Annotated in this window: 19 protein-coding genes and 1 pseudogene; 13 read left to right on the top strand and 7 right to left on the bottom strand. The window is 69.0% G+C overall.

The window, feature by feature from the left end; all coding sequences use genetic code 11:
- The first annotated feature begins 396 nt into the window (after window positions 1-396).
- The 3 genes from ACIQU3_RS36450 to ACIQU3_RS36440 all read left to right on the top strand — a co-directional run bounded on the left by ACIQU3_RS36450 (window position 397) and on the right by ACIQU3_RS36440 (window position 4,219).
- Window positions 397-1,311, top strand: a complete 915-nt coding sequence (locus ACIQU3_RS36450) for an MBL fold metallo-hydrolase (RefSeq protein ID WP_403929998.1) — start codon at window positions 397-399, stop codon at window positions 1,309-1,311.
- A 101-nt stretch (window positions 1,312-1,412) separates the two neighbouring features.
- Window positions 1,413-1,592: a hypothetical protein gene (locus tag ACIQU3_RS36445; RefSeq protein ID WP_403929995.1), complete on the top strand. Its 180-nt coding sequence runs from the start codon at window positions 1,413-1,415 to the stop codon at window positions 1,590-1,592.
- A 170-nt stretch (window positions 1,593-1,762) separates the two neighbouring features.
- Window positions 1,763-4,219, top strand: a complete 2,457-nt coding sequence (locus ACIQU3_RS36440; protein ID WP_403929993.1) for a SpoIIE family protein phosphatase — start codon at window positions 1,763-1,765, stop codon at window positions 4,217-4,219.
- Window positions 4,220-4,679: 460 nt separating this feature from the next.
- Here the strand turns inward: ACIQU3_RS36440 and ACIQU3_RS36435 are convergent.
- The 5 genes and pseudogenes from ACIQU3_RS36435 to ACIQU3_RS36415 all read right to left on the bottom strand — a co-directional run.
- Window positions 4,680-4,856, bottom strand: a pseudogene (locus ACIQU3_RS36435) (hypothetical protein); the annotation flags it as partial.
- Between the two features lie 141 nt (window positions 4,857-4,997).
- Window positions 4,998-5,591, bottom strand: coding sequence for a CAP family protein (locus ACIQU3_RS36430; protein ID WP_403929991.1), 594 nt, complete (start codon window positions 5,589-5,591; stop codon window positions 4,998-5,000).
- A gap of 72 nt (window positions 5,592-5,663) precedes the next feature.
- Complete coding sequence (locus ACIQU3_RS36425) at window positions 5,664-6,176, bottom strand: hypothetical protein (protein ID WP_403929988.1); 513 nt, start codon at window positions 6,174-6,176, stop codon at window positions 5,664-5,666.
- Window positions 6,173-7,663: an ATP-binding protein gene (locus ACIQU3_RS36420; RefSeq protein WP_403929985.1), complete on the bottom strand. Its 1,491-nt coding sequence runs from the start codon at window positions 7,661-7,663 to the stop codon at window positions 6,173-6,175. The genes ACIQU3_RS36425 and ACIQU3_RS36420 overlap by 4 nt, the downstream gene beginning before the upstream one ends.
- Before the next feature lie 17 nt (window positions 7,664-7,680).
- The gene (locus ACIQU3_RS36415) at window positions 7,681-8,376 is read right to left on the bottom strand and encodes a response regulator (RefSeq protein WP_403929983.1); all 696 of its coding nucleotides are present in this window, start codon (window positions 8,374-8,376) and stop codon (window positions 7,681-7,683) included.
- 133 nt (window positions 8,377-8,509) lie between these two features.
- Here ACIQU3_RS36415 and ACIQU3_RS36410 point away from each other — a divergent pair, with 133 nt between their 5' ends.
- From ACIQU3_RS36410 to ACIQU3_RS36390, 5 genes are all read left to right on the top strand, one after another.
- A complete protein-coding gene (locus ACIQU3_RS36410; RefSeq protein WP_403929981.1) occupies window positions 8,510-9,154 on the top strand; it encodes a hypothetical protein in 645 nt (214 codons plus the stop codon).
- Window positions 9,151-10,227 (top strand): peptidoglycan-binding protein, encoded by a 1,077-nt coding sequence (locus tag ACIQU3_RS36405; protein WP_403929978.1) that lies wholly within the window; start codon window positions 9,151-9,153, stop codon window positions 10,225-10,227. Before ACIQU3_RS36410 ends, ACIQU3_RS36405 begins: the two co-directional genes overlap by 4 nt.
- Window positions 10,224-10,967: an ABC transporter ATP-binding protein gene (locus tag ACIQU3_RS36400; protein WP_403929976.1), complete on the top strand. Its 744-nt coding sequence runs from the start codon at window positions 10,224-10,226 to the stop codon at window positions 10,965-10,967. The genes ACIQU3_RS36405 and ACIQU3_RS36400 overlap by 4 nt, the downstream gene beginning before the upstream one ends.
- Window positions 10,964-12,157 carry an ABC transporter permease gene (locus ACIQU3_RS36395; RefSeq protein WP_403737757.1) on the top strand — a complete coding sequence of 398 codons (1,194 nt, stop codon included), beginning with the start codon at window positions 10,964-10,966 and terminating at the stop codon, window positions 12,155-12,157. Before ACIQU3_RS36400 ends, ACIQU3_RS36395 begins: the two co-directional genes overlap by 4 nt.
- Before the next feature lie 152 nt (window positions 12,158-12,309).
- Entirely contained in the window at window positions 12,310-13,356 is a 1,047-nt protein-coding gene (locus tag ACIQU3_RS36390; protein WP_403929973.1) for a helix-turn-helix domain-containing protein, read from the top strand.
- A 31-nt stretch (window positions 13,357-13,387) separates the two neighbouring features.
- On the opposite strand, the gene ACIQU3_RS36385 is transcribed toward ACIQU3_RS36390, so the two are convergent.
- Window positions 13,388-13,894, bottom strand: coding sequence for an ATP-binding protein (locus ACIQU3_RS36385; RefSeq protein WP_403929970.1), 507 nt, complete (start codon window positions 13,892-13,894; stop codon window positions 13,388-13,390).
- A gap of 180 nt (window positions 13,895-14,074) precedes the next feature.
- On the bottom strand, window positions 14,075-15,079 hold the full coding sequence (locus ACIQU3_RS36380; RefSeq protein ID WP_403929968.1) for a helix-turn-helix domain-containing protein: 1,005 nt from the start codon (window positions 15,077-15,079) through the stop codon (window positions 14,075-14,077).
- 284 nt (window positions 15,080-15,363) lie between these two features.
- Between ACIQU3_RS36380 and ACIQU3_RS36375 the strand changes: the two genes are divergently transcribed.
- The 5 genes from ACIQU3_RS36375 to ACIQU3_RS36355 all read left to right on the top strand — a co-directional run bounded on the left by ACIQU3_RS36375 (window position 15,364) and on the right by ACIQU3_RS36355 (window position 21,711).
- A complete protein-coding gene (locus ACIQU3_RS36375) occupies window positions 15,364-16,608 on the top strand; it encodes a S8 family peptidase (RefSeq protein ID WP_403737770.1) in 1,245 nt (414 codons plus the stop codon).
- Window positions 16,609-17,555: 947 nt separating this feature from the next.
- Complete coding sequence (locus tag ACIQU3_RS36370; protein ID WP_403929965.1) at window positions 17,556-18,518, top strand: metallophosphoesterase family protein; 963 nt, start codon at window positions 17,556-17,558, stop codon at window positions 18,516-18,518.
- 53 nt (window positions 18,519-18,571) lie between these two features.
- Window positions 18,572-19,843 (top strand): MFS transporter, encoded by a 1,272-nt coding sequence (locus tag ACIQU3_RS36365; RefSeq protein WP_403737778.1) that lies wholly within the window; start codon window positions 18,572-18,574, stop codon window positions 19,841-19,843.
- A 208-nt stretch (window positions 19,844-20,051) separates the two neighbouring features.
- On the top strand, window positions 20,052-21,008 hold the full coding sequence (locus ACIQU3_RS36360) for a TolB family protein (RefSeq protein WP_403929962.1): 957 nt from the start codon (window positions 20,052-20,054) through the stop codon (window positions 21,006-21,008).
- Window positions 21,009-21,189: 181 nt separating this feature from the next.
- A complete protein-coding gene (locus ACIQU3_RS36355) occupies window positions 21,190-21,711 on the top strand; it encodes a hypothetical protein (protein ID WP_403929959.1) in 522 nt (173 codons plus the stop codon).
- Window positions 21,712-21,954: the final 243 nt, after the last annotated feature.

Genomic DNA, 21,954 nt, shown 5'->3' with positions numbered 1-21,954 from the left:
CCCCCCCCCCCCCCCCCCCCCCCCCCCCCCCCCCCCCCCCCCCCCCCCCCCCCCCCCCCCCCCCCCCCCCCCCCCCCCCCCCCCCCCCCCCCCCCAAAAAGCTAAAAGTTTGCGTTAGCCGACCATAGGCCCTACGGTCGGCTAACGCAAACCCATTGCGTTTAGGGCCAGGGAGTCTCATGCCCACCGTCACACCGCGCACATGCGCAACCCAGCCACCCGGGAGCCCGTGCCCAGCCCGCCCACCGCCGGCGTGCTTTGTCCTGGACGCCTCGATCCCTCGCCGCGGCCCTGCTTCTCGTCGCGGCCCCGTCAGCACTCGTCGTGTCGAGAAACAGGGCAGTCCGCAGCGCACACAACGACCTTCCATAACGAGACATGAGGAAACGACCGAACATGAGCACTCCCGCGGCCACCGACCCGATCGCCGCCCCCGCCTGGACCGTGGGCGACGTCACCGTCCACCGCATCGACGAGGTCCTCCTGCCGCCCGCCACCGGACCGTGGCTGCTGCCCGGCGCCACCCCGGACGTCGTCAGCCAACAGGGCTGGCTGCACCCCCACTTCGCCGACGACGAGGGCATCCTGCACCTCGACAGCCACAGCTTCGCGTTCACCGCCGGCGGGCTGCGCATTCTGGTGGACACCGGCATCGGCAACGGCAAGGAGCGAGCCAACCCCGCCTGGCACAACATGAACACCGACTACCTGCGGCGCCTCACCGCCGCCGGATTCCCCCCGGACTCCGTCGGCCTGGTGATCCTCACCCACCTGCACGCCGACCACGTCGGCTGGAACACCCATGAGGTGAACGGCGAGTGGGTCCCCACCTTCCCCAACGCCCGCTACATCACCTCGCGCGTAGAGCGGGAGTTCTGGGCCGGGTACGACATGGGGGAGGCGCGCAAGCAGATGTTCCGCGACTCTGTTGTCCCGGTGGAGCAGGCGGGGCTGCTCGACCTCGTCGACGTCCCCGCCGACGGCGTCGAGGTCGTTCCGGGCGTGCGCCTGATTCCCACCCCCGGGCACACCCCCGGCCACGTCGCCCTCGAGCTGACCAGCCGTGGACAGACGGCTCTGATCACCGGCGACTGCATCCACCATCCCGTCCAGCTCGCTCACCCCACCATCGGGGCCTGCGTCGACATCGAGCCCGAGCGGTCCGAGGCCTCGCGCCGCACGCTGCTCGGCTCGCTCGCCGGCACGGACACCCTCCTCCTGGGCACCCACTTCGCGCCACCCACCGCCGGCCGTGTCATCGCCCATGAGGGCGCCTACCGGCTCTCGCCCGTCCCCGCAGGCGCGTACTGACCCGCTGGCGGCCCAGCCCGTGTCCGGTCGGTCCTCGGAAGGGCCTGACACGGCCCGCACAACCCTCACGTCGCGAGCCGATCTTCTCGGCCAATCAGCGGTTGGCGGACAAGAACACCCTGGTCAGTGAGGATCAGATCCACGACACGACGTGGATCGGCGTCGTCGTCTCCGTCGGCGACATCAGTGCCGAGCGCTTCGGGGAGTTCGCGGAGGACCACATGTCCACTGTCACCAGTTGCAGCGCGGCACCGCGGACCGGACCCGCAACCGCAGGGTGAACGCCGGAGGAGGTCGGCACCAAGAGGATGGGCCCCTTGCCGGTCGGTCATACGTGGCACAGCCCGGCCGGTACGGGAGGTTTGTCTCGCGCCCGCTGTGGGTCGATGCTTGAGAGGAAGACCGGGCGTGTGCCGGGCAGGCAAGCGGGGCCGGCGAGAACGGACGTGAGATGAAGGCACCACCGAACGGGTCCGGGGCAGTCGGCCTCGGTGACCCGTTGACGGTCAGCCGGGCCGCCACTGTCCTGCTGGATCGCAGCGGAGTGGTGACCGGATGGAGTCCGGAGGCCGGCCGGCTGCTCGGTTACCGGGCGCAGGAGGTGCTCGGCCGCTCGGTCGACGCCCTGTCCGCGCAGACCACCGCGGAAGGGGGAGAGGGACGGCTCAGCCCGGGCTGCACATCGCGCCGCGTTCGTGTGGTTACCTTGCGTCATTGTTCTGGCCGTCTCGTGCGTGTTGCTGTCGAGTGTCGCAGCCTGCCCGACACGGTCGCCGGTCCCACCACTCTTTTGCTGCTGACGGACGCCGAACGACTCGCGGAGTTGCAGATGCAGCAGGCGATGCTGCACGGGATGGCAACGCAGTCTCCGGTCGCTCTCACGATCTACGGCCCCGACCTGCGGGTGGCGTGGGCGAACCAGGCGGCTCGGCAGGAACTGCCCGGGCCCTTCACGCAGTATCTGGGGCGCCGTGAGGACGAGCTGCACCCAGGAAGCAAGGCGCTCTCTGCGCACCATCCGTCCTCGGTCACGCAGATCATGCGAGAGGTGCTCGACACGGGGCAGACCGTCGTAGGTCTGCATTACAGGGGCCGCCCCCCGGCGGATCCTGGTCGTGAGCATGTCTGGTCACTCTCCTACTACCGGTTGCAGGACGCGGAGGGTCGGCCGCTGGGCGTGTGTGAGGAGGCCGCGGACGTCACCGACCTTCACCAGGCTCAACGGCGGCTGGTCCTGCTGAACGAGGCCAGTGCCATGATCGGCAGCACGCTGGGCCTCGAACGTACTGTCCAGGAGCTGGCCGCCGTCCTGGTGCCGCAGGTCGCGGATTTCATCGCCGTGGATCTGATCGGCGATGTGCTGGCCGGAAGCGAACTCCCAGCCGATGGCGCGGCGGGGGCGGGTGATCTGTGCCGGGTCGCCCACCGTTCGGTCCGGGAAGACCTGCCCGAAGCCGTCGTGGCGCCGGGACACGAGGTCGATTACCCGCAAGGTTCACCGCAGTGGCAATGCCTGTCATCCGGGGCGCCAGTGCTGAACGCCGTGCTGGACCTGGCCAGCCCCTGGCTGCTCCACGACCCTGTGCGCAGTGCGCGTCTGAACAAGCTGGGTATTCACTCCCATATGGTGGTTCCGCTACGGGCGCGAGGAGTCACCATGGGCGTGGCCACCCTTATGCGCTGGCGCGATCCGCTTGCCTTCGCCTCCGAAGACCTGCTGCTCGTGGAAGAGTTGGCCGGCCGCGCCGCCGTCTGTATCGACAACGCGCGCCGGTTCCACCGCGAGCACACGTCCGCACTCACACTGCAGCGAAGCCTTCTGCCCCACAAACTGCCCGCCCATGCGGCAGTGGAAGCTGCCTACCGCTACTTGCCCGCGGACACCGAGGCGGGGGTGGGCGGCGACTGGTTCGATGTCCTGCCCCTTGCCTGTGGCCGCGTGGGACTGGTCGTCGGTGACGTTATCGGCCACGGCATCCGGGCCGCGGCCACGATGGGACGTTTGCGTACCGCGGTGCACACGCTGGCCGACCTTGACCTGCCTCCCGAAGAACTGCTCTCCCACCTCGATGACCTGGTCAACCGACTGGCCGAAGAGGCGGAGGAAGCACATCCGTCGGGGGTCGAGGGCGTCGTCGGAGCCACGTGCCTGTACGGCGTCTACGACCCCGTCATACGCCGTGCCACCTTCGCCCGCGCAGGCCACCCGCCACCTGCCCTCGCCCACCTGAAGGAGCCCGTGGAATTCGTCGACATACCGGCCGGACCGCCCCTGGGCATCGGCGGGCTGCCATTCGAGTCCGCGGAAGTGGACATCCCCCAGGACTCCGTCCTGGCCTTCTACACCGACGGTCTGCTCACAGCCTCCGACGCTGACACGGACACCGGGCTGGAACGGCTCAGCTTCGCCCTCGCTCATCCCGATCGTCCCCTGGAAGACATCTGCCGCACCGTGGAGCGCGCTCTGCTGCCCGACCGTCCCCGCGACGACGTCGCCCTCCTCGTCGCCCGGCCCCGGCCGCTACCCGCGGAGAACGTCGCCACGTGGGCCCTGGACTTCCAAGCAGAGTCCGCGCGTCGGGCCCGTACGCTGACCGGTGAGCGCCTTGCCCACTGGCAGTTGCACGAACTGGCCTTCTCAGCGGAACTGATTGTCAGCGAGCTGGTCACCAATGCCATCCGGCACGCCCAAGGACCCGTCCGCCTGCGCCTCATTCGGACCGACAACCGACTCGTCTGCTCGGTCTCCGACTGCAGCAATACCTCCCCGCACATGCGACGGGCCGGTGCCGTGGAGGAAGGCGGCCGTGGCCTGTTTCTGGTGGCCCAGTTCGCGCTGCGCTGGGGGACCCGTTACACCCACGAAGGCAAAATCATCTGGGCGGAACTTCCCATCCCGGGCCCATGAGTAGCCAACCCTCCTCCGCGACCGCAGGGTACGGCGCTTGACCGGAGCCATAACAACGGCTCACCACGCCGGCAGCCGATCGGCGAAGACAAACGTGCACTCCCACGGGCGGCTGACGCTCCCTGAGTCATCAACCGAGCCTCATGTTCTCGTGACGGGCGCGCGATGTTCCCAACTCCGTGGGAATGCGGCGTCGCTCCTCGTCGGTGAGCGGCGCATCATCCAGAACGGCGGTGGGTTGCCACCCGCGCCGTCTCGTTGGGACGTGTCGACGACCGCTACTTCGGACATGGCACCGGGCCGGCGGTCGGTAGCATGGTCAGGTCCAGTGCGGGCGCGCCGTGCGTCAACGCCCCCACCGAGACGAGGTCGACGATCGTCCTGGCGATGGCGAGAACTGTGTCGCGGGCTCCGGCGTCGAGGGCCTCGGCGGCCCCGGGCGACGGTCTGCACCTCGCCATCACTCTCCACGGTCGGTCTTGCCGGTGCGCGCCATCCCGCGCCTGACCGCCTCGATCGCGGCGGTCACCCCGCCCGCCGCGGCGATGTGCTTCTCCTTGAGCAGGACCATCGCCGCGAGATCGGTGCGGTGGTTGTGGCCGCCGGCAGTGACCGCGTACGTGTCCGCCGTCTGCCAGTCGGGCGCCGTCGGCGGCGGCCGGTTCGACCCTGACCGGGCCGCAGCTTCAGGGGGCTCTGAAGCTTGCCCGCTACATCAAGGGGGCCGCCCCGGACGGTCTGCCTGGGGGCGGCCCTGATGCTGTGCTGGTGGTCCTCGTCAGCTCACTGGTGCTCCCACGTTGTCCCGGAACTTGCCGATGATGTTTCCCGGTGGGGCGTAACCGCAGACGATGTAGGTCTGGAACCCCTCTTCACCGGGCACTCGTCCTGCCGCGCGGCCGCAACCCAGTGTGGTGGTCGACTTCCACACGACCTGGGTGAAGGGTGCGGTGTCGGGAGAGTGGCCGGGCTGGTTCCAGTCGTAGCCGCCCGTCCAGCGGGACTCGTACCACAGCCGCACCGCCTCCGCGCACGACACCGGCTCGTCCTCGGACGTGGCGATCCAATGCCGCAGTTCCGCGTAGCCCTGCGTCTCCGGCTCCGGCGGCTGGGCGAGCCCGCTCCGCGTCGAGCCGGCCTGGGCGCGGGCCTTGGCGTGCTCGACGGCCGCATCGTCCAGGGTCAGCGGCGGGGCGCTGTGACGGGCGCGGTAGGAGTTGTGCGCCGCGAGGCACTCCTGGTTGAACGCCTCGTCCGTGGTGTCAGGCAGAGGCGGACGCTGTTGCGCTGCCTTCGGCATGGCCTTGGGCGCGGCCGCGTTCGCGAAGCCCGGGACGGGCAGGAGTCCCGCGCCGGCGAGAACGGCGGCCAAGAGTACGTGCGTGGTTGCCTTCACGCCCAAAAAAACGATCATGGAGGCTTCACGTCACGGCATGACGGCGACTCAGGGACCGTCGAAGACAGATGTGCGGAACTGCCTGCACTGGTAGGGGCCCAGCGCGGGGCTTCCGGACGGGTGCAGGGTGACCCTGACGTCGTCCGCTCGGACATTCGGTTCGAGCACGGACTGGGCGTGCGCCAGCGAACAGACCAGTTGGCCGGTGCCCTGGTCGCGTCCAGTCGCCGTGTACGGGCCGTCGAGGCGCATCGTGACGCGGGCGCCCGTTCCCGCCACCGTGTATCCGGGGAGGTGCTGGACGAGAGTCGTGAGCCCGTCGCGCTGCTCAGCGGGAGGCGGTCCCACGGCGAGCAGCTTCACGACGGTGCCGAGGTTGCGAACCTCCCTGTCTGGCGGCACGACACGGAGCCCGCCGGGGGAGGCGAAGTAAAGCCGCGTTCCGCGCGTCAGCCCTGACGCGGGCTCGCCCGCGCTGACCACACCCGTGGGCTGGACGCCGCAGCCCGCGAGGGCGGCGCCGCTCAGCGCGGCGATCGCCACTGCCTTCCGAATCCTCACTCCGTGTCCTCTTCCGTACGCCGCAGGGGCAGCCGCAGGGTGAACACCGCGCCACCTTGCGGACCGTCGGTCACGCTGATCGTGCCCCCGTGCAGCCGTGCGTTCTCCCACGCGATCGCGGTGCCGAGTCCGCTGCCCGGTTCGCCGGTGTCGTCGGCGCTACGCGTGCGGGCGGAATCCGCCTTGTAGAACCGCTCGAAGACCCGTTCCCGAGCTTGCGGCGGCAGCCCGGCACCGTGGTCGGCGACCTCCAGCGTCACCTCTTGCGCGTGCGGTGCCGGGGTCGTCCGTAGGGTGACGGTGACGGGCGGAGCTCCGTGCCGCAACGCGTTGCCGACCAGGTTCGCGACGATCACGTCGATGCGGCGCCGGTCCACCGTGGCCCGTACACCTTCGTCGAGGTGGGTGTGCACTCGGTCGGTCCAGCCGCGCAGCGCCAGCGATGCGCGCACGGTCTCGCCGAGGTCCGTCTCGGTGGCGTTCAGGCGTATCGCCTTGGCGTCGAAACGGGAGATCTCCATCAGGTCCTCGACCAGCCGGGACAGCCGTGCCGTCTCGGCCCCCACGGTACGCGCGGCCTGCGCCGTGTCCCGCGGGAGCTGGTCGGCGTCCTCCTGCAGGACCGTCGCCATCATGGTCATCGCTGCGAGGGGGGTGCGCAGTTCGTGCGAGACGTCCGCCACGAAGCGGCGGGCCCTGGCCTCCTGCTCGCGCAGTTTCCTGTCGGAGGCCTGCACGGCATCGGCACTTTCGTTGAACGTCCTGGCCAGACGGGCGAGTTCGTCGTGCCCGCTGACGGTGACCCGACTGCCGAGGTCTCCGGCGGCGAGCTCACGGGTGGCCCGGCTCAAGTTCCGCACGGGACGCAGCACCGTTCCAGCGGCAAGCAGTGCGAGGACGGCGGTCAGCACCAGCACGGGTACGACGCCTGCTCGTACGGAGTCCAGCAGGGCGGCGATATCGTCGCGCTCGGCCCGCAGGCCGGTGATCGCAAAGACCTCCAGGCCGGAGGCGCGGCGGTCTCCGTCGGTGTACGTCACGGGCATGCCGACGACCAGGCAGGGTTCGCCCCGCCACACCACGCGCTGGAATCTGGCCCCGTCGCCGGTGCGCACCGCGGCGCGCAGCTCGGGGGTGACCTGCCCCTCCGATGCGGCGAGCGGGTCGGAGACGGCGACGAGGTCGTGGTACCGGGCGATCACGAGGCGGCCCCCGAGGCCGTCGGAGGTCTCCTCCGCGAACCGGGACAGCGTCCGGTGGTCGGGAGGCATGTCGAAGTCGGAGGCGATCACCGCGATCCGCTCCCGGAGGTCGTTCACGGCGGCGGTCTGCGTACGCTGGAGGATCGCGGTTCGCGCGTCACGGTAGGCGAGGGCGGTCGCGGTCGCTGCGCTGAGGAGGGCGACGACGACGAAGGCGACGACGAGGCGCGTACGCAGCCCGCCGACGATTCGGCGGGAACCCGTCTGCGGGGTGTCGCCGGGCACACGGTCGCTTCCCCGTTTCACAGCGGTCCGAAGCGGTAGCCGAAGCCACGCAGCGTCTGGACGTAGCGTGGCTTGGCGGGTACGTCCTCCAGCTTCGCCCGCAGCCGCCCGACCGCTGCGTCCACCAGTCTGGAGTCGCCGAGGAAGGAGTGGTCCCAGACGGACTCGAGAAGTTGCTCTCGGCTGAACACTCGGCCGGGGGAGCCGGACAGTTCCAGCAACAGCCGCAGCTCGGTCGGCGGCAGGGCGACCGGGACGCCGTGCTTGGTGACGGTCAGCCCGGCACGGTCGATCACCAGTCCGGCGAAATCGACGCCCGCGGCCTGTGCCGGCCCGGACGGCTCCGCGCGGCGCAGCGCCGCTCGGATGCGGGCTTCCAGCACAGGTGCGGTCACCGGCTTGACCACGTAGTCGTCGGCACCGGCCTCCAGGCCGTCGACGATGTCCTGGTCGTCGCCACGCGCCGTCAACATGATCATCGGGAGGACGGTCGTCCTCGCACGGATGCGTCGGCACACCTCGAAGCCGTCCATGCCGGGCAGCATCAGGTCCACCACAGCCAACTCGACCTTTCCACCGTGGGGGCCGTCCAGGAGGGCGAGTGCCTCCTCACCGGTGGCCGCCGTGTCGATGTCGTACCCGTGCCGGCGCAGTACGAGCTCCATCCCGTCCCGTACGGACACGTCGTCCTCGATGAGCAGCAGATGTGGCATGCGGTCGATTATGCGTGCGACTACCGGTGCTTCGGGACCTCGAGGCGGCAACGGCAAGGGGCGACGGGCATTGTTACGTTCTCATCATGTTGCCATGTCGGGGTCATCACACGGCCTGGCCAGTGTCAAGGACATGAATCCACATCCCCTTTCCCTTGTGCCTGCGCGGCTGCGGCTGGCTGTGTTCGCGGCGCTTCCCGTCCTCGTCCTCACGGCGGCCTGCGGAGGTGGTGGCGGCTCCGGTGAGAGGAGCGACGACATCCCCTCGGTTCCGCGTGCCTCGTCGCCCCCGCGGTCCACCATGAGCGGCAGCACCCCGAGCACCCAACCCGCCGGGAGGAGCGCCTTCTACGACGCCCAGCTGGAGTACGTCAGGTGCATGCGCACCAAGGGCGGCTACGAGGACTACCCGGATCCCAAACTCAGCGGTTACCTCGACTGGGCGAAGATCGAGGAGATCGCGTCCAGGGCCGGGCAGAACGAGGCCGTCAAGGGCGGCAGGAACGGCGTCTGCAACGCCGAACTCCAGAAGGCCATGCGGTCCGAACCGGAACGCGACCAGCAGAAGGCGTACGAGTCGATGCTCGCGCACGCGAAGTGCATGAGAGACAACGGCGTTTCCCGGTTCACCAACCCGACCATGAGCGGCGGCAACGCCATACCGGGTGGCGATCCGAATCCGGCCTCCCCGTCCATCGACACGACATCGCCGGCGTACAAGCAGGCCCGCCAAGCGTGCAAGACGAAGCTGATCGACGGTGTGGACGGCATGCAGTGAAGCACCGCATCAGGCTTCTCACGCTGGGAGCGGTGACCGTCTCGGTCGGTATCGGCGGGGTGTGGCTCCTGGAAGACGGACCGGACACGACCGCCTCCGGGGCGGGACGGACCCTGCCACCCGCCACCGCGACCGTCGTACGTACCGATCTTGTCCGGTCCAAGACGGTCGACGGAAAGATCGACTTCGCGCGGCGCCGTCCCGTCAAGGCCGCCGTGGAAGGCACTGTCACTGTGGCCGCCTCCGAGGGCAGGACGCTGACCAGGGGGCAGGCGCTGTACGAACTCGACGACAAACCCGTCACCCTCCTCTACGGGTCGGTGCCGATGTTCCGCGAGATGAAGGTGGGGAACCGCGGCAGTGACGTGCTCCAACTGGAGCTCAATCTGCGGGACCTGGGCTACGGGGCGGGACTGTACGTCGACCCGCACTACGACAAGGGCACCGAAGCCGCCGTCAAGAAGTGGCAGAAGGCCCTCAAACGCAACACCACGGGTCGTGTGGGCAGGGGTGACGTGGTCTTCCAGCCCGGCAAGGTGAAGGTGGTGTCCGCCGATGCGGCGCTCGGCGACCAAGTGGGCGCGGACAAGCCGGTGCTGACGATTGCCTCCACCGAGCCCGTCATCCGGGCCCGACTGGATCAGAGCGATGGCGCGCTCACCTCGTCGGGAACCAGGGTCCAGGCTGTCCTGCCGAGCGGGAAGAGCGTGGCCGGCCACGTCTCCGGAACCGTGCGTGACGAGCAGCCCGGCCACGGAGGTGACGCGGTCGCCACGGACGGCATCACCGTCGAGGTCGTACTGGACGGCAGGGGGATCGCCCTGTCCGGGGAAGACACCAAGGCAGCGGCGAGCGTGACGTTCGTCAGTGAGGCGCACAAGGGCGTCCTCGCGGTCCCCGTCGAGGCGGTCGTCGCGCTGCGCGGCGAACACGGGGGATACGGACTGGAAGTGGTGCAAGGCACCACCTCGAAGGTCGTGCAGGTGGTCACGGGCATGACCGCCGACGGGCAGATCGAGGTCAGCGGCCCGGAGGTGCGCGAAGGCCTGCGAGTGGGGACGGCGAAGCCATGACGCCGACCGCTGTGATCGAACTTCGTGACGCCGCCAAGTCGTACGCCGGCGGCGTCCACGCCCTGCGCGAAGTGAACCTGACCGTCGAAGAGGGCGAGCTGCTCGCCGTCGTGGGTCCGTCCGGCTCGGGCAAGTCAACAGTCCTCAACCTCATGGGCACCCTCGACCGCCCCACTTCGGGTGTCGTCCGTGTCACCGGATACGACGTGTCCGAGCTTTCCGACTCAGGACTGTCGGCACTGCGGGCCCGCGACATCGGCTTCGTGTTCCAGCACTTCCACCTGGCGGCTGGGCGCGACGCGGTGAGCAACGTAGCCGACGGTCTGCTCTACGCCGGCGTACCGGTCAAGGAACGGCGCGCACGGGCGAAGGAGGCACTCGCCAAGGTAGGACTGGACCACCGCTTCACGCACACGCCGAACGAGTTGTCGGGCGGCGAGAAGCAGCGAGTCGCCATCGCCCGCGCGCTGGTGGGGAACCCCCGGGTGCTCCTGGCGGACGAGCCGACCGGAGCGCTGGACAGCGCATCCGGTGCGCTCGTCATGGAACTGCTGCGTGAGCTGAACGCCTGCGGCACCACTGTCTGCGTGATCACCCACGACAACGAGATCGCGAACTCGCTGCCGCGGCAGGTCCGCTTCAAGGACGGCGCGATCGTCTCGGACTCACGTGCCCGAGCGCGCACCGGCTCCAGTGCCGGCCCCCGCGTCGTCTCCCGTACGGAAGGGAGGGGTTGGTGAAGCAGGACCTCATCCCTTCTCGCCTGTCCTTCCTGGACGTCCTTCGCGTCGGTGCTGTGGGGCTTCGCGTGCGTCGCGCGCGTGTGGTGCTGTCCGCGCTAGGAATCGCCATCGGCATCGCGACCATGGTCGCGGTCGTCGGCCTGTCGGAGTCGAGCCGTGCGGACGTAATGTCACAGCTCGACCGTCTCGGCACCAACCTCCTCACCGCGGAGGCGGTCAAGGACATCAACGGGCAGGAAGTCAAGTTCCCCGAGAATGCGGTCGCGATGGTCGAACGCATCGGCCCGGTGCGGCACGCCACGGCGACCGCCGAGGTCGACGCGCGCATCCGTCGCAGCGATGTCGTCCCCGGCGAGCGCACCGCCGGGGTCACCACTCAGGCGGCGCGCATCGATCTGCTGTCCGCACTCGGCGGCGAGGTCGACCAGGGGGTCTGGCTGGACCGGGCCAGTGAGCGCCTGCCGACGGCGGTTCTCGGCGCGGTGGCTGCGGATCGTCTCGGCATCACCGGCGTCGGCGAGACGATCATGATGAACGACACACGGACGGTCGTCATCGGCATCCTCGCACCGCTCGAGCTGGTGCCCAATCTCGACCGGGTAGCCATGATCGGGTTCCCCGCCGCCGAGCGTTACTTCGCCTTCGACGGCCACCCCACCACCGTCTTCGAACGCTCCACGGACGCCGCGGTGGCGGACGTACGGGCGGTCCTGGCTCGCACCATCAGCCCTGGCAATGAGGGAGGAGTGAAGGTCTCCCGTCCTTCGGACGCACTCGCGGCCAGGGCCGCGACCGACGAAGGCATGACGACCCTCATGCTCGGTTTGGGCGCGGTGGCACTCTTGGTCGGCGGCGTGGGCGTCGCCAACACCATGGTCATCTCGGTCCTGGAACGCCGCCACGAGATCGGCCTGCGCCGCGCGCTCGGCGCGACCCGTGGCACGGTCCGGCTCCAGTTCCTGACCGAGTCGCTCCTGCTGTCGACGCTCGGCGGAGTGACGGGCGCGTTGGCGGGTGCGGCGGTGACCTACGGCTTCGCACGGACGCAGGGATGGACCCCGGTGGTACCGGCATGGTCCCTGGCAGGCGGTCTGGCGGCCACGATGCTGATCGGCGTCGTAGGCGGCCTCTACCCGGCGCTACGCGCCTCCCGCCTCCATCCGGCAGTGGCGCTGAACGCCGCCTGACGCCGCAGTGGGGCGATGCCGGCCCGGGATACGCCGCGAGGGACGTTCCCGGCGGCGGGGTTACCGGCCCGCCGCCGGGAACCCCGTCGGCTTCGCCATCCGCTTCCCTCCGAGCAGCTGAATGGACCCCGCCCTCATGAGGAGATGCTCCGATGGCCGACCAGGACCTGCGGACTCATCTGTGCCGTCTTGGGTTGACCCGCCGACAGGCGGAGATGTATCTGACGTTGCTCGCCCTTGGGCCGTGTGCACGGGACGTTCTGTTCAGGGACCTGAGACGGGACGGCAGTGACCGGAAGAAGGCGTGCCTCGACGAAAGCAGGCAGGGCCAGTACCAAGATCAGATGCAATGCCTGGAAGAGGAGTTGGCTCGTCTGGAAAAGCTCGGACTGATCATGGTCACGGGCACCGGCGTCCGTGAATGCGTGCCGGTGGAACCGGCCATCGCGCTGGAACACCTTTCGCACGCCCGCACTGCCGAACTGCGCGCGTCGCACCAGGCCGTCGTCAACGCCTATCGGGACTACCGGCGCTGTGCAGGACCGCACGAGACGGAAAGCCTGATCGAAGTCGTCACCGGCCCATCCGTCGCCGAACGCGTCCGGAACATCGAGCAATCCGCCAAGAGCGAGGTCCTCCGCCTTGACTCGCTGCCGTATCACGCCCCCCACGGCGGCGCCGACCCGATCGAGTTCGAGAAGCTCGGGAGCGGGGTGGAGTACCGGGTTGTGTACTCCAGGTCTGCGGTGGCCAATTCCGCCTATTACAACCGCAGTATCCAACCCTGCGTAGCTGCCGGGGAACAAGCCCGCGTCCTTCCCGCCATCCCTGTGAAGATGACCGTCTTCGACCGCCGCCTGGCCGTCGTGTCGATGTCGGTCGTCGAAACCGACATCAACGAATCGCTGCTCATAGTCCACCCCTCGAGCCTGCTGTCCGCGCTGACAGGGCTTTTCGAGACATCATGGCGGACCGCACTGCCCATGCACCTGAACGGCGGTGTCCCCTCGGCGCTCACTCCGATGCACCGCCGCATCCTGGAACTGCTGGCCACCGGCGTGACCGACGACACCATCGCGGAACTGCTGGGCGTGAGTCGGCGCACGCTCTCTCGCCATCTCGAGCAGCTCAACGCCCGTGCCGGATCGCTCAGCCGGTTCCAGATGGCCTTGCACGCGGCCCGCAGCGGCTGGATCTGAGCGGCAGCGGACCCCGGCCTGGCGGGGGCCGTCACCCCTGCGCCGACAAATGAAGCAGGAGCCGAGCGCCGGCCCGGGTGAGCGACCAGCGGGCGGAGTCGTGTGCCGCACCGCCGTCGGCCGGGTTGGCAACGGGTACCGCATCGGCTGTCTGCCGCAGGGGGAGTACTGCCCAGCACCGCTTACCGGCCGGCAGGAGTTCGCAGCCATGCAGGGGACACAGCGCATCGATCAGCGCGAGGCCGCGTCCGCCTTCGTCATCGCGATCCGCCGACCGCAGCCGGGGCACCGTGGTGCTGCCGTCGACGACCTCGATCACCACGAACCCGCCCTCCAAGGCGACGCTCACGGTCAGCGGGCCGCGCGCGTGACGCACCGCGTTGGTGAGCAGCTCCGTACTCACCAGCTCCAGGCAGAAGCGCATGTCCTCGCTCAACGCAACGTTCCACCCGCGCACGGCACCCGAGATCCGGTGGCGTGCGGCGCGGACCGCCGCCGGGGTTGCCTGGAGGGTGAAGCGGATCGGACGGCGGGACATATCGCATCTCCTCTGGAGCACGGCTCGTCCGCCCATTTCTATCCGCCCCTGGACCGTGTGGTGGCGAACCGTTGCTCATGGCGTGGGTTCGCCACGGGAGTGAGCGTCGTCCTCCGGGTGTCACGCGGCCGGCTGCCGGCGCGTCCTGTCAAGGCGGGGACCTGCGCCGACGCGCGAAGGTCAGATCCATCCGCTGCGGGCCGCGTAGAGCGCCATCTGGAAGCGAGTCAGCGATCCGGCCCGGGAGTTGATCTGTTCAACGTGACGGGACAGCGTGCGACGACTCACACCCAGCAGTTCCGCGATGGCGGCGTCGTTGATGCCGGTCGCGAGCAGTTCCAGGATACGGCGGTGGGTCGGGCCGAGTCCGGGGGGCACACGATCACTGAGGTGCATCGGCAGCGCCGTCCGCCATGACATCTCGAACAGTCCCGTCAACGCGGACAGCAGACTCGAGGGATGGACCATGAGCATGTAGTCCTTGACCTCCGATTCGACGAACGACATCGAGACGAGGGCCAGGCGGCGGTCGAAGACGGTCAACTTCACCGGGACTGTCGGCAGCACCCGGGCCTGTTCTCCCGCCGCAATGCACGGCTGAATGTTGATGTTGTAGTAGGCCGCCTGCTGAACGGCGGATTTGGAGTAGACAACCCGGTACTCCACGCCCTTCTCGAGATTTTCGACCTCGATCGAGTTGGCGCTTCCGTGTGTGTGATAGGGCGGGGAGTCGAAGCGGAGGACCTCGAACTCGGCTGCCTCCTCGATGTTCCAGATGCGTTCGGCGACCGACGGGCCCTTGACCACCTCGATCAGTTCCTCCGTCACCTGCGGTCCCATTGAGCGCCGGTATTCGCGGTAGGCCTGAACGGCGGCCTGGTGGGCCTGGTGGAGTTCGGCCACCCGGGTGTGGGTCATGCTGTCCAGCGCTATGGAGGGTTCGACCGGCGCGAGTTCGCCGTCACCGGTTCCGGTCTCGGTGATAAGGCCCAACCTGCGCAGGTGTGCCAGGTTTTGCTCCAACTCCTGATCCTCGAATCTGTCACCGTTCCGGTGGCGGCCGAGGATGAGGGCCAGTGTTTCGGTCGTGCAACGACTGTTATCGAGAAGGGCCGTGTAGATCTGCGCCTGCAGGCAGCTCAGCCCTAGACATCTCAAATGTGCCCTGAGGCCTTCGTCGCTCATCGATCCATCCCCCCCGTGAGGAAGCGCTGCACGGGCCGTCGGAAGCGGCATCCGGCCCGGCGAAGCTGTCCAGAGGCTGTACGAACTGCCGTTCCATCGTGGCACGTTCGACCCATGTGAATGCCGTGAACTCTGATGTTTGTGTGGTGGGACACAACAGGGGAGACGCCGCCCGTCCGTGCCAGTGGCCATTCCTGGCCACCGCTGTGGGGTGCCGGACAGTACACCGGTTGTGCCTCGGGGGGAGCCCGAGGCCCGGAAAGTCCCCTGATTTGGAGCACCCCTTGCCATTCCATCGTTCACGGCCGTCGCACAGGACAGGCCGCATCGCCCTGGCCGCGGTCACCGTCGTCACCGCCGCTTTCACGATCGCCGTCGCTCACGCAGAGGCCGACCCCACGACCGGTCGGGTGCGCAACGTCGCCGAACCCATACCCGGCAGCTACGTGGTGGTGTTCAAGGAGGCTCCCGCCTCCGGCCCCCGTACCTCCCGGGCCCGGGCAGCCGAACACTCGGCGGCGTCCTTGGCCGCAGCCCGCAGCGCGCGTGCCCACGGCGGCACCATCCAGAGCGTGTTCAGCACGGTCCTGCGCGGCTATGCAGCACGGATGACTCCGGCCGAGGCCGCGCGTGTGGCCGCCGATCCAGCCGTCTCCTACGTCCAGCAGGACGGCGTGAACTCCCTCTCGTCGACGCAGTCCGATCCCACGTGGGGCCTGGACCGAATTGACCAGCGCGATCTGCCGCTGGACAAGAAGTACACGGTCGCCGGCACCGCCAGTGACGTCACCGTCTATGTGGTGGACACCGGACTGCGCACCACACATTCCCAGTTCCGGGGGAGGGCCTCGATCGGCGTGGACAAGGTGGCAGACGGCGGCAACGGGGCCGACTGCCACGGCCACGGCACGCACGTCGCCGGGACCATCGGCGGAAAGGACTTCGGCGTGGCCAAAGGCGTCAAGCTGGTGGCGGTCCGGGTTCTCAACTGCAGCGGCAGAGCCTCTTCCTCGAAGATCATCGCCGCTGCCGATTGGATCACGGCCAACGCGACCAAGCCGGCCGTGGTCAACATGAGCATCAACGGCGGTGCCGACGACGCCGAAGATCAGGCCATCAAGCGTTCCATCGCATCCGGGGTCACCTGGGTGGTCTCCTCGGGCAACGACAAGACCAACGCCTGCAACAACTCACCGGGCCGCATCCGTGAGGCCGTCGTCGTCAACAACTCCACGCCCGACGACGTCCGCAAGTCGGACTCCAACTTCGGCCCCTGCACCGACCTGTTCGCCCCCGGGACCGGCATCATCTCGGCCGGAAACCGCAGTGACACCGCCACCCGTTCACTGAGCGGCACGTCCATGGCCGCGCCGCACGTCGCGGGAGCCGCCGCTCTGTACCTGTCGGCGCACCCCGGTGCGACACCTGCCGAGGTCCAGAACGCACTGATCAACGCCGCCACCACCGGCAAGGTGAAGAACGCCGGGAACGGCACGCCCAACCGCCTGCTCTTCACCGGCGGCCTCTGACACCATGGTGCCTCGGACCGGCAAGGCCTGCTGACGACCACTGCACAGCGGCAGCGCACCACACCCCACAGCGACCGTCCGAGGGCACCCCGCGTCCGTCGACGCCCTCTGCCACGGCCTCGAACACCCAAAACCGGACAGCGAGAAAGAACAACGAGCCGGGCGGCGCGGTTGTACACGCGCTGTCCGGCTCGTGGCGTGCCCGAAATCTTCAGGTTCCTTAACTCCTCCTCGAAAGCAGCGACCGGATGGGCCGGCCCCTCGGCGTGAGCGCATCCGGGGGGCCGCTGCCGTGCCCGGCCGGCACCGCGCCGATCTCGATGAGCACATCGTCGAGGGCGACCTGTCGGGCTCAGCCGGGTGGCGAGCCGGCCGACCTCGTCGAGACGCTCGCCGAGTGCATGGTCCGGATGCCGAGGACGGGCCATTCGCGGTGTCCGAGCGGGCACCGGCCAAGCCCTCCTGACCTGCCTCTTCGCGCCGCGCCAGTGCCGATACGGGCGCCTTCGAACAGGCGGGGTCGGACCGCCCGGAGCGCGGCCGGACGCGCGATGGGCCGGCCAAGCTCAGCGTGCCCACCCGCGCCACTGGCAATCGCGTGCCACCCGCAGCGTCACCCCAGAGGTAGAACCAGACCGCGAACAACCCCGGCCAGATCGTGGAGACGTGGCCCAGAGGCCATCGCGCCACCGTGGCGCGTCACGGTCTGGTCGCGGATCGCGCCTCGTCCCTTCAGGCAGTCGGCGCCGATTGCTTGAAACCGGCGATCCCCTGAAGAGGAGTCGACTCAACGCGGCCCGCACATCATCACGCCGGCCGCCAAGACCCTGCCCCTCAACGGCGAGGTCAGGTCACCGCAAATCTCACGTGGCGGTGGTGCAGCCCATCCACCGGAAGTCCGGGGGATCGGACGGACTCACCCCCCTCAACCCCTCATGGAGCAGCACATGCCCGGAACACGAGTGAAGAAGCGACACCACGGAAGGACCCTGCTGATCGCGACCTCCTTGGCCGCGCTCATCGGCGGCGGCCTCGTGGTCGCCCACGCCTCTGCGGATCAGCCCCCCGCAGCGGCCGACAACACCGCGGCTGCGGCATCCATCCGGATCGCGGCAGCCGGTGACATCTGCGGCAGCGCCTGCAACCAGACAGCGTCTCTGGTGAGCAGCATGTCTCCCACAGCCGTGATCACCGCAGGCGACAACGCCTACGACCGTGGCAAGCTGACGGAGTACAAGGGGACCTACGACAAGACCTGGGGCAAGTTCAACTCGATCGTCCACCCGTCGCCGGGCAACCACGAGTACAAGACCTCAGGTGCGCAGGGCTACTTCGACTACTTCCAGAGCAAAGGCGTCACGACCGGCGACCGCGACAAGGGCTACTACAGCGTGGACGTCGGCGACTGGCACCTGGTGGCGCTGAACTCCAACATCAACACGAAGGCGGGCAGCCCTCAGGAGAAGTGGCTGCGCGCCGACCTGTCGTCGAGCACCAAGCCGTGCACGATGGCCTACTGGCACCACGCCCGCTTCTCCTCGGGCGACCACGGTGACAGCGCCGGCACGGCCCCGCTGCTCAAGGCACTGACCGACTTCAAGGCCGACGTGGCGGTCTGGGGCCACGACCACCATTACGAGCGGTTCGCGCCCGCGCTGTCCGACGGCAAGAAGGACATCGCCAACGGGATACGGACGTTCGTGATCGGTACCGGGGGCCGGGCTCTCTACAGCGCGAAGAGCAGGTCGGCCGGGCCGTCCGAAGTGTTCAACAACAACACCTACGGGGTCGGCCAGTTCGACCTGACCGCCACCGGCTACTCCTTCACCTTCAAGCCGGTCGCAGGCCGCACCTTCACCGACTCGGTCAGTGGCACGTGTCATGCCAAGCCGAGGAGTAAGCGGGGCTGATTCCAGCCCGCCGAGCGACACCGCCCTGATCACCTCTCCGCCGGAGTGTCACGATGTATCTGTCACAGGCCCGAGCCGCCGACTCACGCCACGACGGCGCGGCCAAGTCCCATGAATCCTCCGGGATCCGCGGCAAAGCGGGATTCAGAGTGCCCGCCACCGTGCTGGCACTGGGCCTGGTCAGCCTCGTCACCGACGCTTCGGCGGAGATGGTCACGGCAATCCTGCCGATGTACCTGGTCTACGGACTGGGAGTCGGTTATCTGCAACTTGGCGCCCTGGACAGCCTCTACACGGGTGCCACCGCGTTGTTCAGGATAGGTGGCGGGTACGCTGCCGACCGGTTCGGTCACTCCAAGGCCGTCGCCACCTCCGGTTATGCGCTCTCGGCGCTGACCAAGCTCGCCTTCCCGGCCGTGGGTTCGGCCCCCGCGGTGGGCGCGCTGGTGGCAGCCGACCGTATCGGCAAGGGCGTTCGGACGGCACCCCGGGACGCTCTGATCACCGCTGCGGCACCCGAGGAGGACCTGGGCCGCGCCTTCGGGGCCCATCGGGCGATGGACACGTGCGGCGCGCTGCTGGGACCGCTGATCGCCTTCGGCGTACTCGCCGCCGTCCCCGGTGGATTCGACACGGCGTTCCTGGTCAGCTTCTGCCTCGCCGCCGTGGGCGTGGTGGTGATCGTGGCCTTCGTCCGTCAGGGACCATCACGCTCTCCGTCGAAGGAACGCGGCCCCCGCCTGAGGGAGTGCCTCGCTTCTCTGAACGCTCCGCAGATCCGCCGCTGCGCCCTGGCGGCCGCGCTGCTGGGACTGGTCACCGTCGGTGACATGTCCTTCTACGTCGGTTTGCAGCGCCGTCTGGACGTACCGGTCGAGGTGCTCCCGCTCCTGCCCATCGGCACAGCACTCGTCTTCATGACGGCCGCCGTGCCGGTGGGGGTACTGGCCGACCATCTCGGAAGGTGGCCGCTGTTCCTCTGCGGCCACCTGGCGGCCCTGTGCGCGTACGTGTTCCTCTGGCTCGCGCCGTTCACCGGCTGGTGGGCCACCGCCCTCGCCCTGACCCTGTACGGCCTCTTCTACGCCGCCACCGACGGTGTGCTCATGGCACACGTCGCACCATTCATTCCCGAGGGGGCGCGCACGACAGGCCTGGCCGTCGTCCAGACCGCGCAGTCCCTGGCCCGGGCCTGCGGTGCACTGGCTTTCGGCGCTGTCGCCGCACTGAGCGGACTCAAAACCGCCTTCGCCGTGTTCGGCTCCCTCTTCGTCCTCGCCGTCGTCGCCGCCCGCCTGCTCCACCGCCCCGAAGAGGAGGCCTGACCCCCCATCCCGCGATCCCGCCGGCTCGACGGTCGGCCCCTGCCGGTCCGGTCCCCTTCGACCGGAAGACACACGGGCCACCACTCGCCTGCCGGTGGAGGGCGGAGGACGCCGATCCGCTCTGGCGGCACATCGACTTCGCCGCCCCGCTCCGCGGGAGTCCCATTCCTCCACCCGCCCGAAGGCGGGGGCACCCACGAAGGAACCGATGAACGTCATCCGCAAATTCGGCGCGACGGGCCTGATCGTCGCCCTGCTCGGCTGGGCGGCGGCGACCGTCGCCTGGCGCATGGCCGACGACGAACCGGGCACCGGCGGACTGCGCCTCGCCCTTCCGAACACGCTTGTCGTCGTGGATCCAAAGGGCACCCACGTACGCCAGACGACCCGTGACGGCAAGCAGCTGCTCGGCACCGGACCGGACTGCCGTCGCGCCGCTGTCGCAGCCGGAACCCTCGTATGCCTGCGAGCCCTCGCCGGCCCCTTCTCCTCGGAGGTCCGCGTCTACCGGTCGGGGAAGAACGAGCCTGAGGTCACGCTGCCGGTGTGGGGCAACCCGAGCAGGGCTCGGGTCTCCCCGTCGGGGCACCTGGTGGCCTGGACCGTCTTCCGTTCCGGCGACTCCTACGCCGATTCCGGCCGGTTCGCGACCACGGCAGGAATCTACGATCTGCGCAACGGCCACCACTACGGCTCCCTGGAGGACTTCACAGTCGTCCTGCGAGGAAAACGGAGCCAGCCGGAAGACAGGAACTTCTGGGGCATCACCTTCGCCGCGGACGACCGGACCTTCTACGCGACCATGTCCTCAAAGGGCCGCACCCACCTCCTGCGCGGCGACCTGGCCACGCGCACACTCACGGCGCTGCGCACCAACGTGGAATGCCCCTCACTTTCGCCCGACGGAACCCGCATCGCGTACAAGAAGCGCGTCAGCGGACACTGGCAGCTCCATGTGCTGCATCTGCGGACGGGCGAAGACACCATGCTCGCGTCGCCCCCCGACATCGACGACCAGGCCGCCTGGCTGGACGCCAAGACAATCGCCTACGGCACGGTCGATCACGGCAGCTCCTTCGTCTACACGGTGCGTGCCGACGGATCCGGAAAGCCGGTCCGGCTCGTCGAGGGCGGCTCCCCATCGGTGACCACCGGCGGGCGATGAAGCAGGCGCGGCACGGGATCCGTCGGCAGCACAGCGTTCGACGCCGGCCTCGATAACGAGCTCGGCGCATCCCGCCAGCCCCCCGGCCGGTGCGCGCGGCCGACACCGCCCCCCTCACCACGGCCAGGAAAAGACCGACCCATGGGAGTTCTACCGACCCCCGACCGAGAAGGACTGAAGAGTGAGCGCAGCACCCGCCGAGGAACCCTGCGACCCGTCTCGCGCCCACCCCGACAGCGGCCCGCGGACTCTGACGCAGCTCCGCGCCGCCCTCACCGCCGCCAGTCCGGCCGACCGCGAGAAGTTCGAGGCCCAGCTCGGCGAGCTCGACCTCGACGACCCCGAGACGTACACGACGCTCGTCCGCCTGTGGCTGCACCACCTGCTCACGCGGACCTACGCCGGCCGCGATAACCGACAGCCTCCGGCAGCCCGGCCGGCCCCCGACGGCGCCTCAGTCTGGTCGGTCGTATACAGCAACACCGGCCGGGCCGCCCTGGCGCTGGCCACCCCCGAGGCGCGCGCCGCCGTCGTCACGTTCGAGGCCCGGCTCGCCGAGTCCCCGCGCGACGTTGACGAGCTCGGCCAGGACCCTCTCACCGGCCTCTTCACCGCACCACTCAGGGGCGGTGGCCATATCGTCTACCGCATCGACGAAGCTCATCGCATGGTGCTCATCGCCGCTCTCGAGCTCCACCCGTGATCGGCCGGCACGCAGGGCCTCGTCACAGCTGTGGAAAACCCGCGGGCTCACCGCTACCGATCCAAGGTCTGCCGTGGCGGCCGCCACGACGTCCCTGAAGGGGGACTCTTGGGCCGGCGGAACCTCGCACAAGCTGCGCCCCGGCGGCACGTACGGCGGACAGGTCCTGGTCACGGGCGATGGCACCAGCGGATTCATCGGGGTGATTCCGTACCCGGCCCTCGCCGGATACCACTGGGCAAT

The organism is Streptomyces sp. NPDC101110, from assembly GCF_044759525.1.
In the GTDB taxonomy this organism is placed as follows: Bacteria; Actinomycetota; Actinomycetes; order Streptomycetales; family Streptomycetaceae; genus Streptomyces.
The sequence above is the reverse complement of the archived record's forward strand: the minus strand, read 5'-3'. Positions and strand labels throughout refer to the sequence as shown.

Bases quoted from the DNA above. Each gene is read 5' to 3' on its own strand.
- ACIQU3_RS36450 (WP_403929998.1), top strand. From the start codon at position 397: ATGAGCACTCCCGCGGCCACCGACCCGATCGCCGCCCCCGCCTGGACC.
- ACIQU3_RS36440 (WP_403929993.1), top strand. From the start codon at position 1,763: ATGAAGGCACCACCGAACGGGTCCGGGGCAGTCGGCCTCGGTGACCCG.
- ACIQU3_RS36415 (WP_403929983.1), bottom strand. From the start codon at position 8,376: ATGCCACATCTGCTGCTCATCGAGGACGACGTGTCCGTACGGGACGGG.
- ACIQU3_RS36410 (WP_403929981.1), top strand. From the start codon at position 8,510: ATGAATCCACATCCCCTTTCCCTTGTGCCTGCGCGGCTGCGGCTGGCT.
- ACIQU3_RS36400 (WP_403929976.1), top strand. From the start codon at position 10,224: ATGACGCCGACCGCTGTGATCGAACTTCGTGACGCCGCCAAGTCGTAC.
- ACIQU3_RS36390 (WP_403929973.1), top strand. From the start codon at position 12,310: ATGGCCGACCAGGACCTGCGGACTCATCTGTGCCGTCTTGGGTTGACC.
- ACIQU3_RS36385 (WP_403929970.1), bottom strand. From the start codon at position 13,894: ATGTCCCGCCGTCCGATCCGCTTCACCCTCCAGGCAACCCCGGCGGCG.
- ACIQU3_RS36380 (WP_403929968.1), bottom strand. From the start codon at position 15,079: ATGAGCGACGAAGGCCTCAGGGCACATTTGAGATGTCTAGGGCTGAGC.
- ACIQU3_RS36370 (WP_403929965.1), top strand. From the start codon at position 17,556: ATGCCCGGAACACGAGTGAAGAAGCGACACCACGGAAGGACCCTGCTG.
- ACIQU3_RS36365 (WP_403737778.1), top strand. From the start codon at position 18,572: ATGTATCTGTCACAGGCCCGAGCCGCCGACTCACGCCACGACGGCGCG.
- ACIQU3_RS36360 (WP_403929962.1), top strand. From the start codon at position 20,052: ATGAACGTCATCCGCAAATTCGGCGCGACGGGCCTGATCGTCGCCCTG.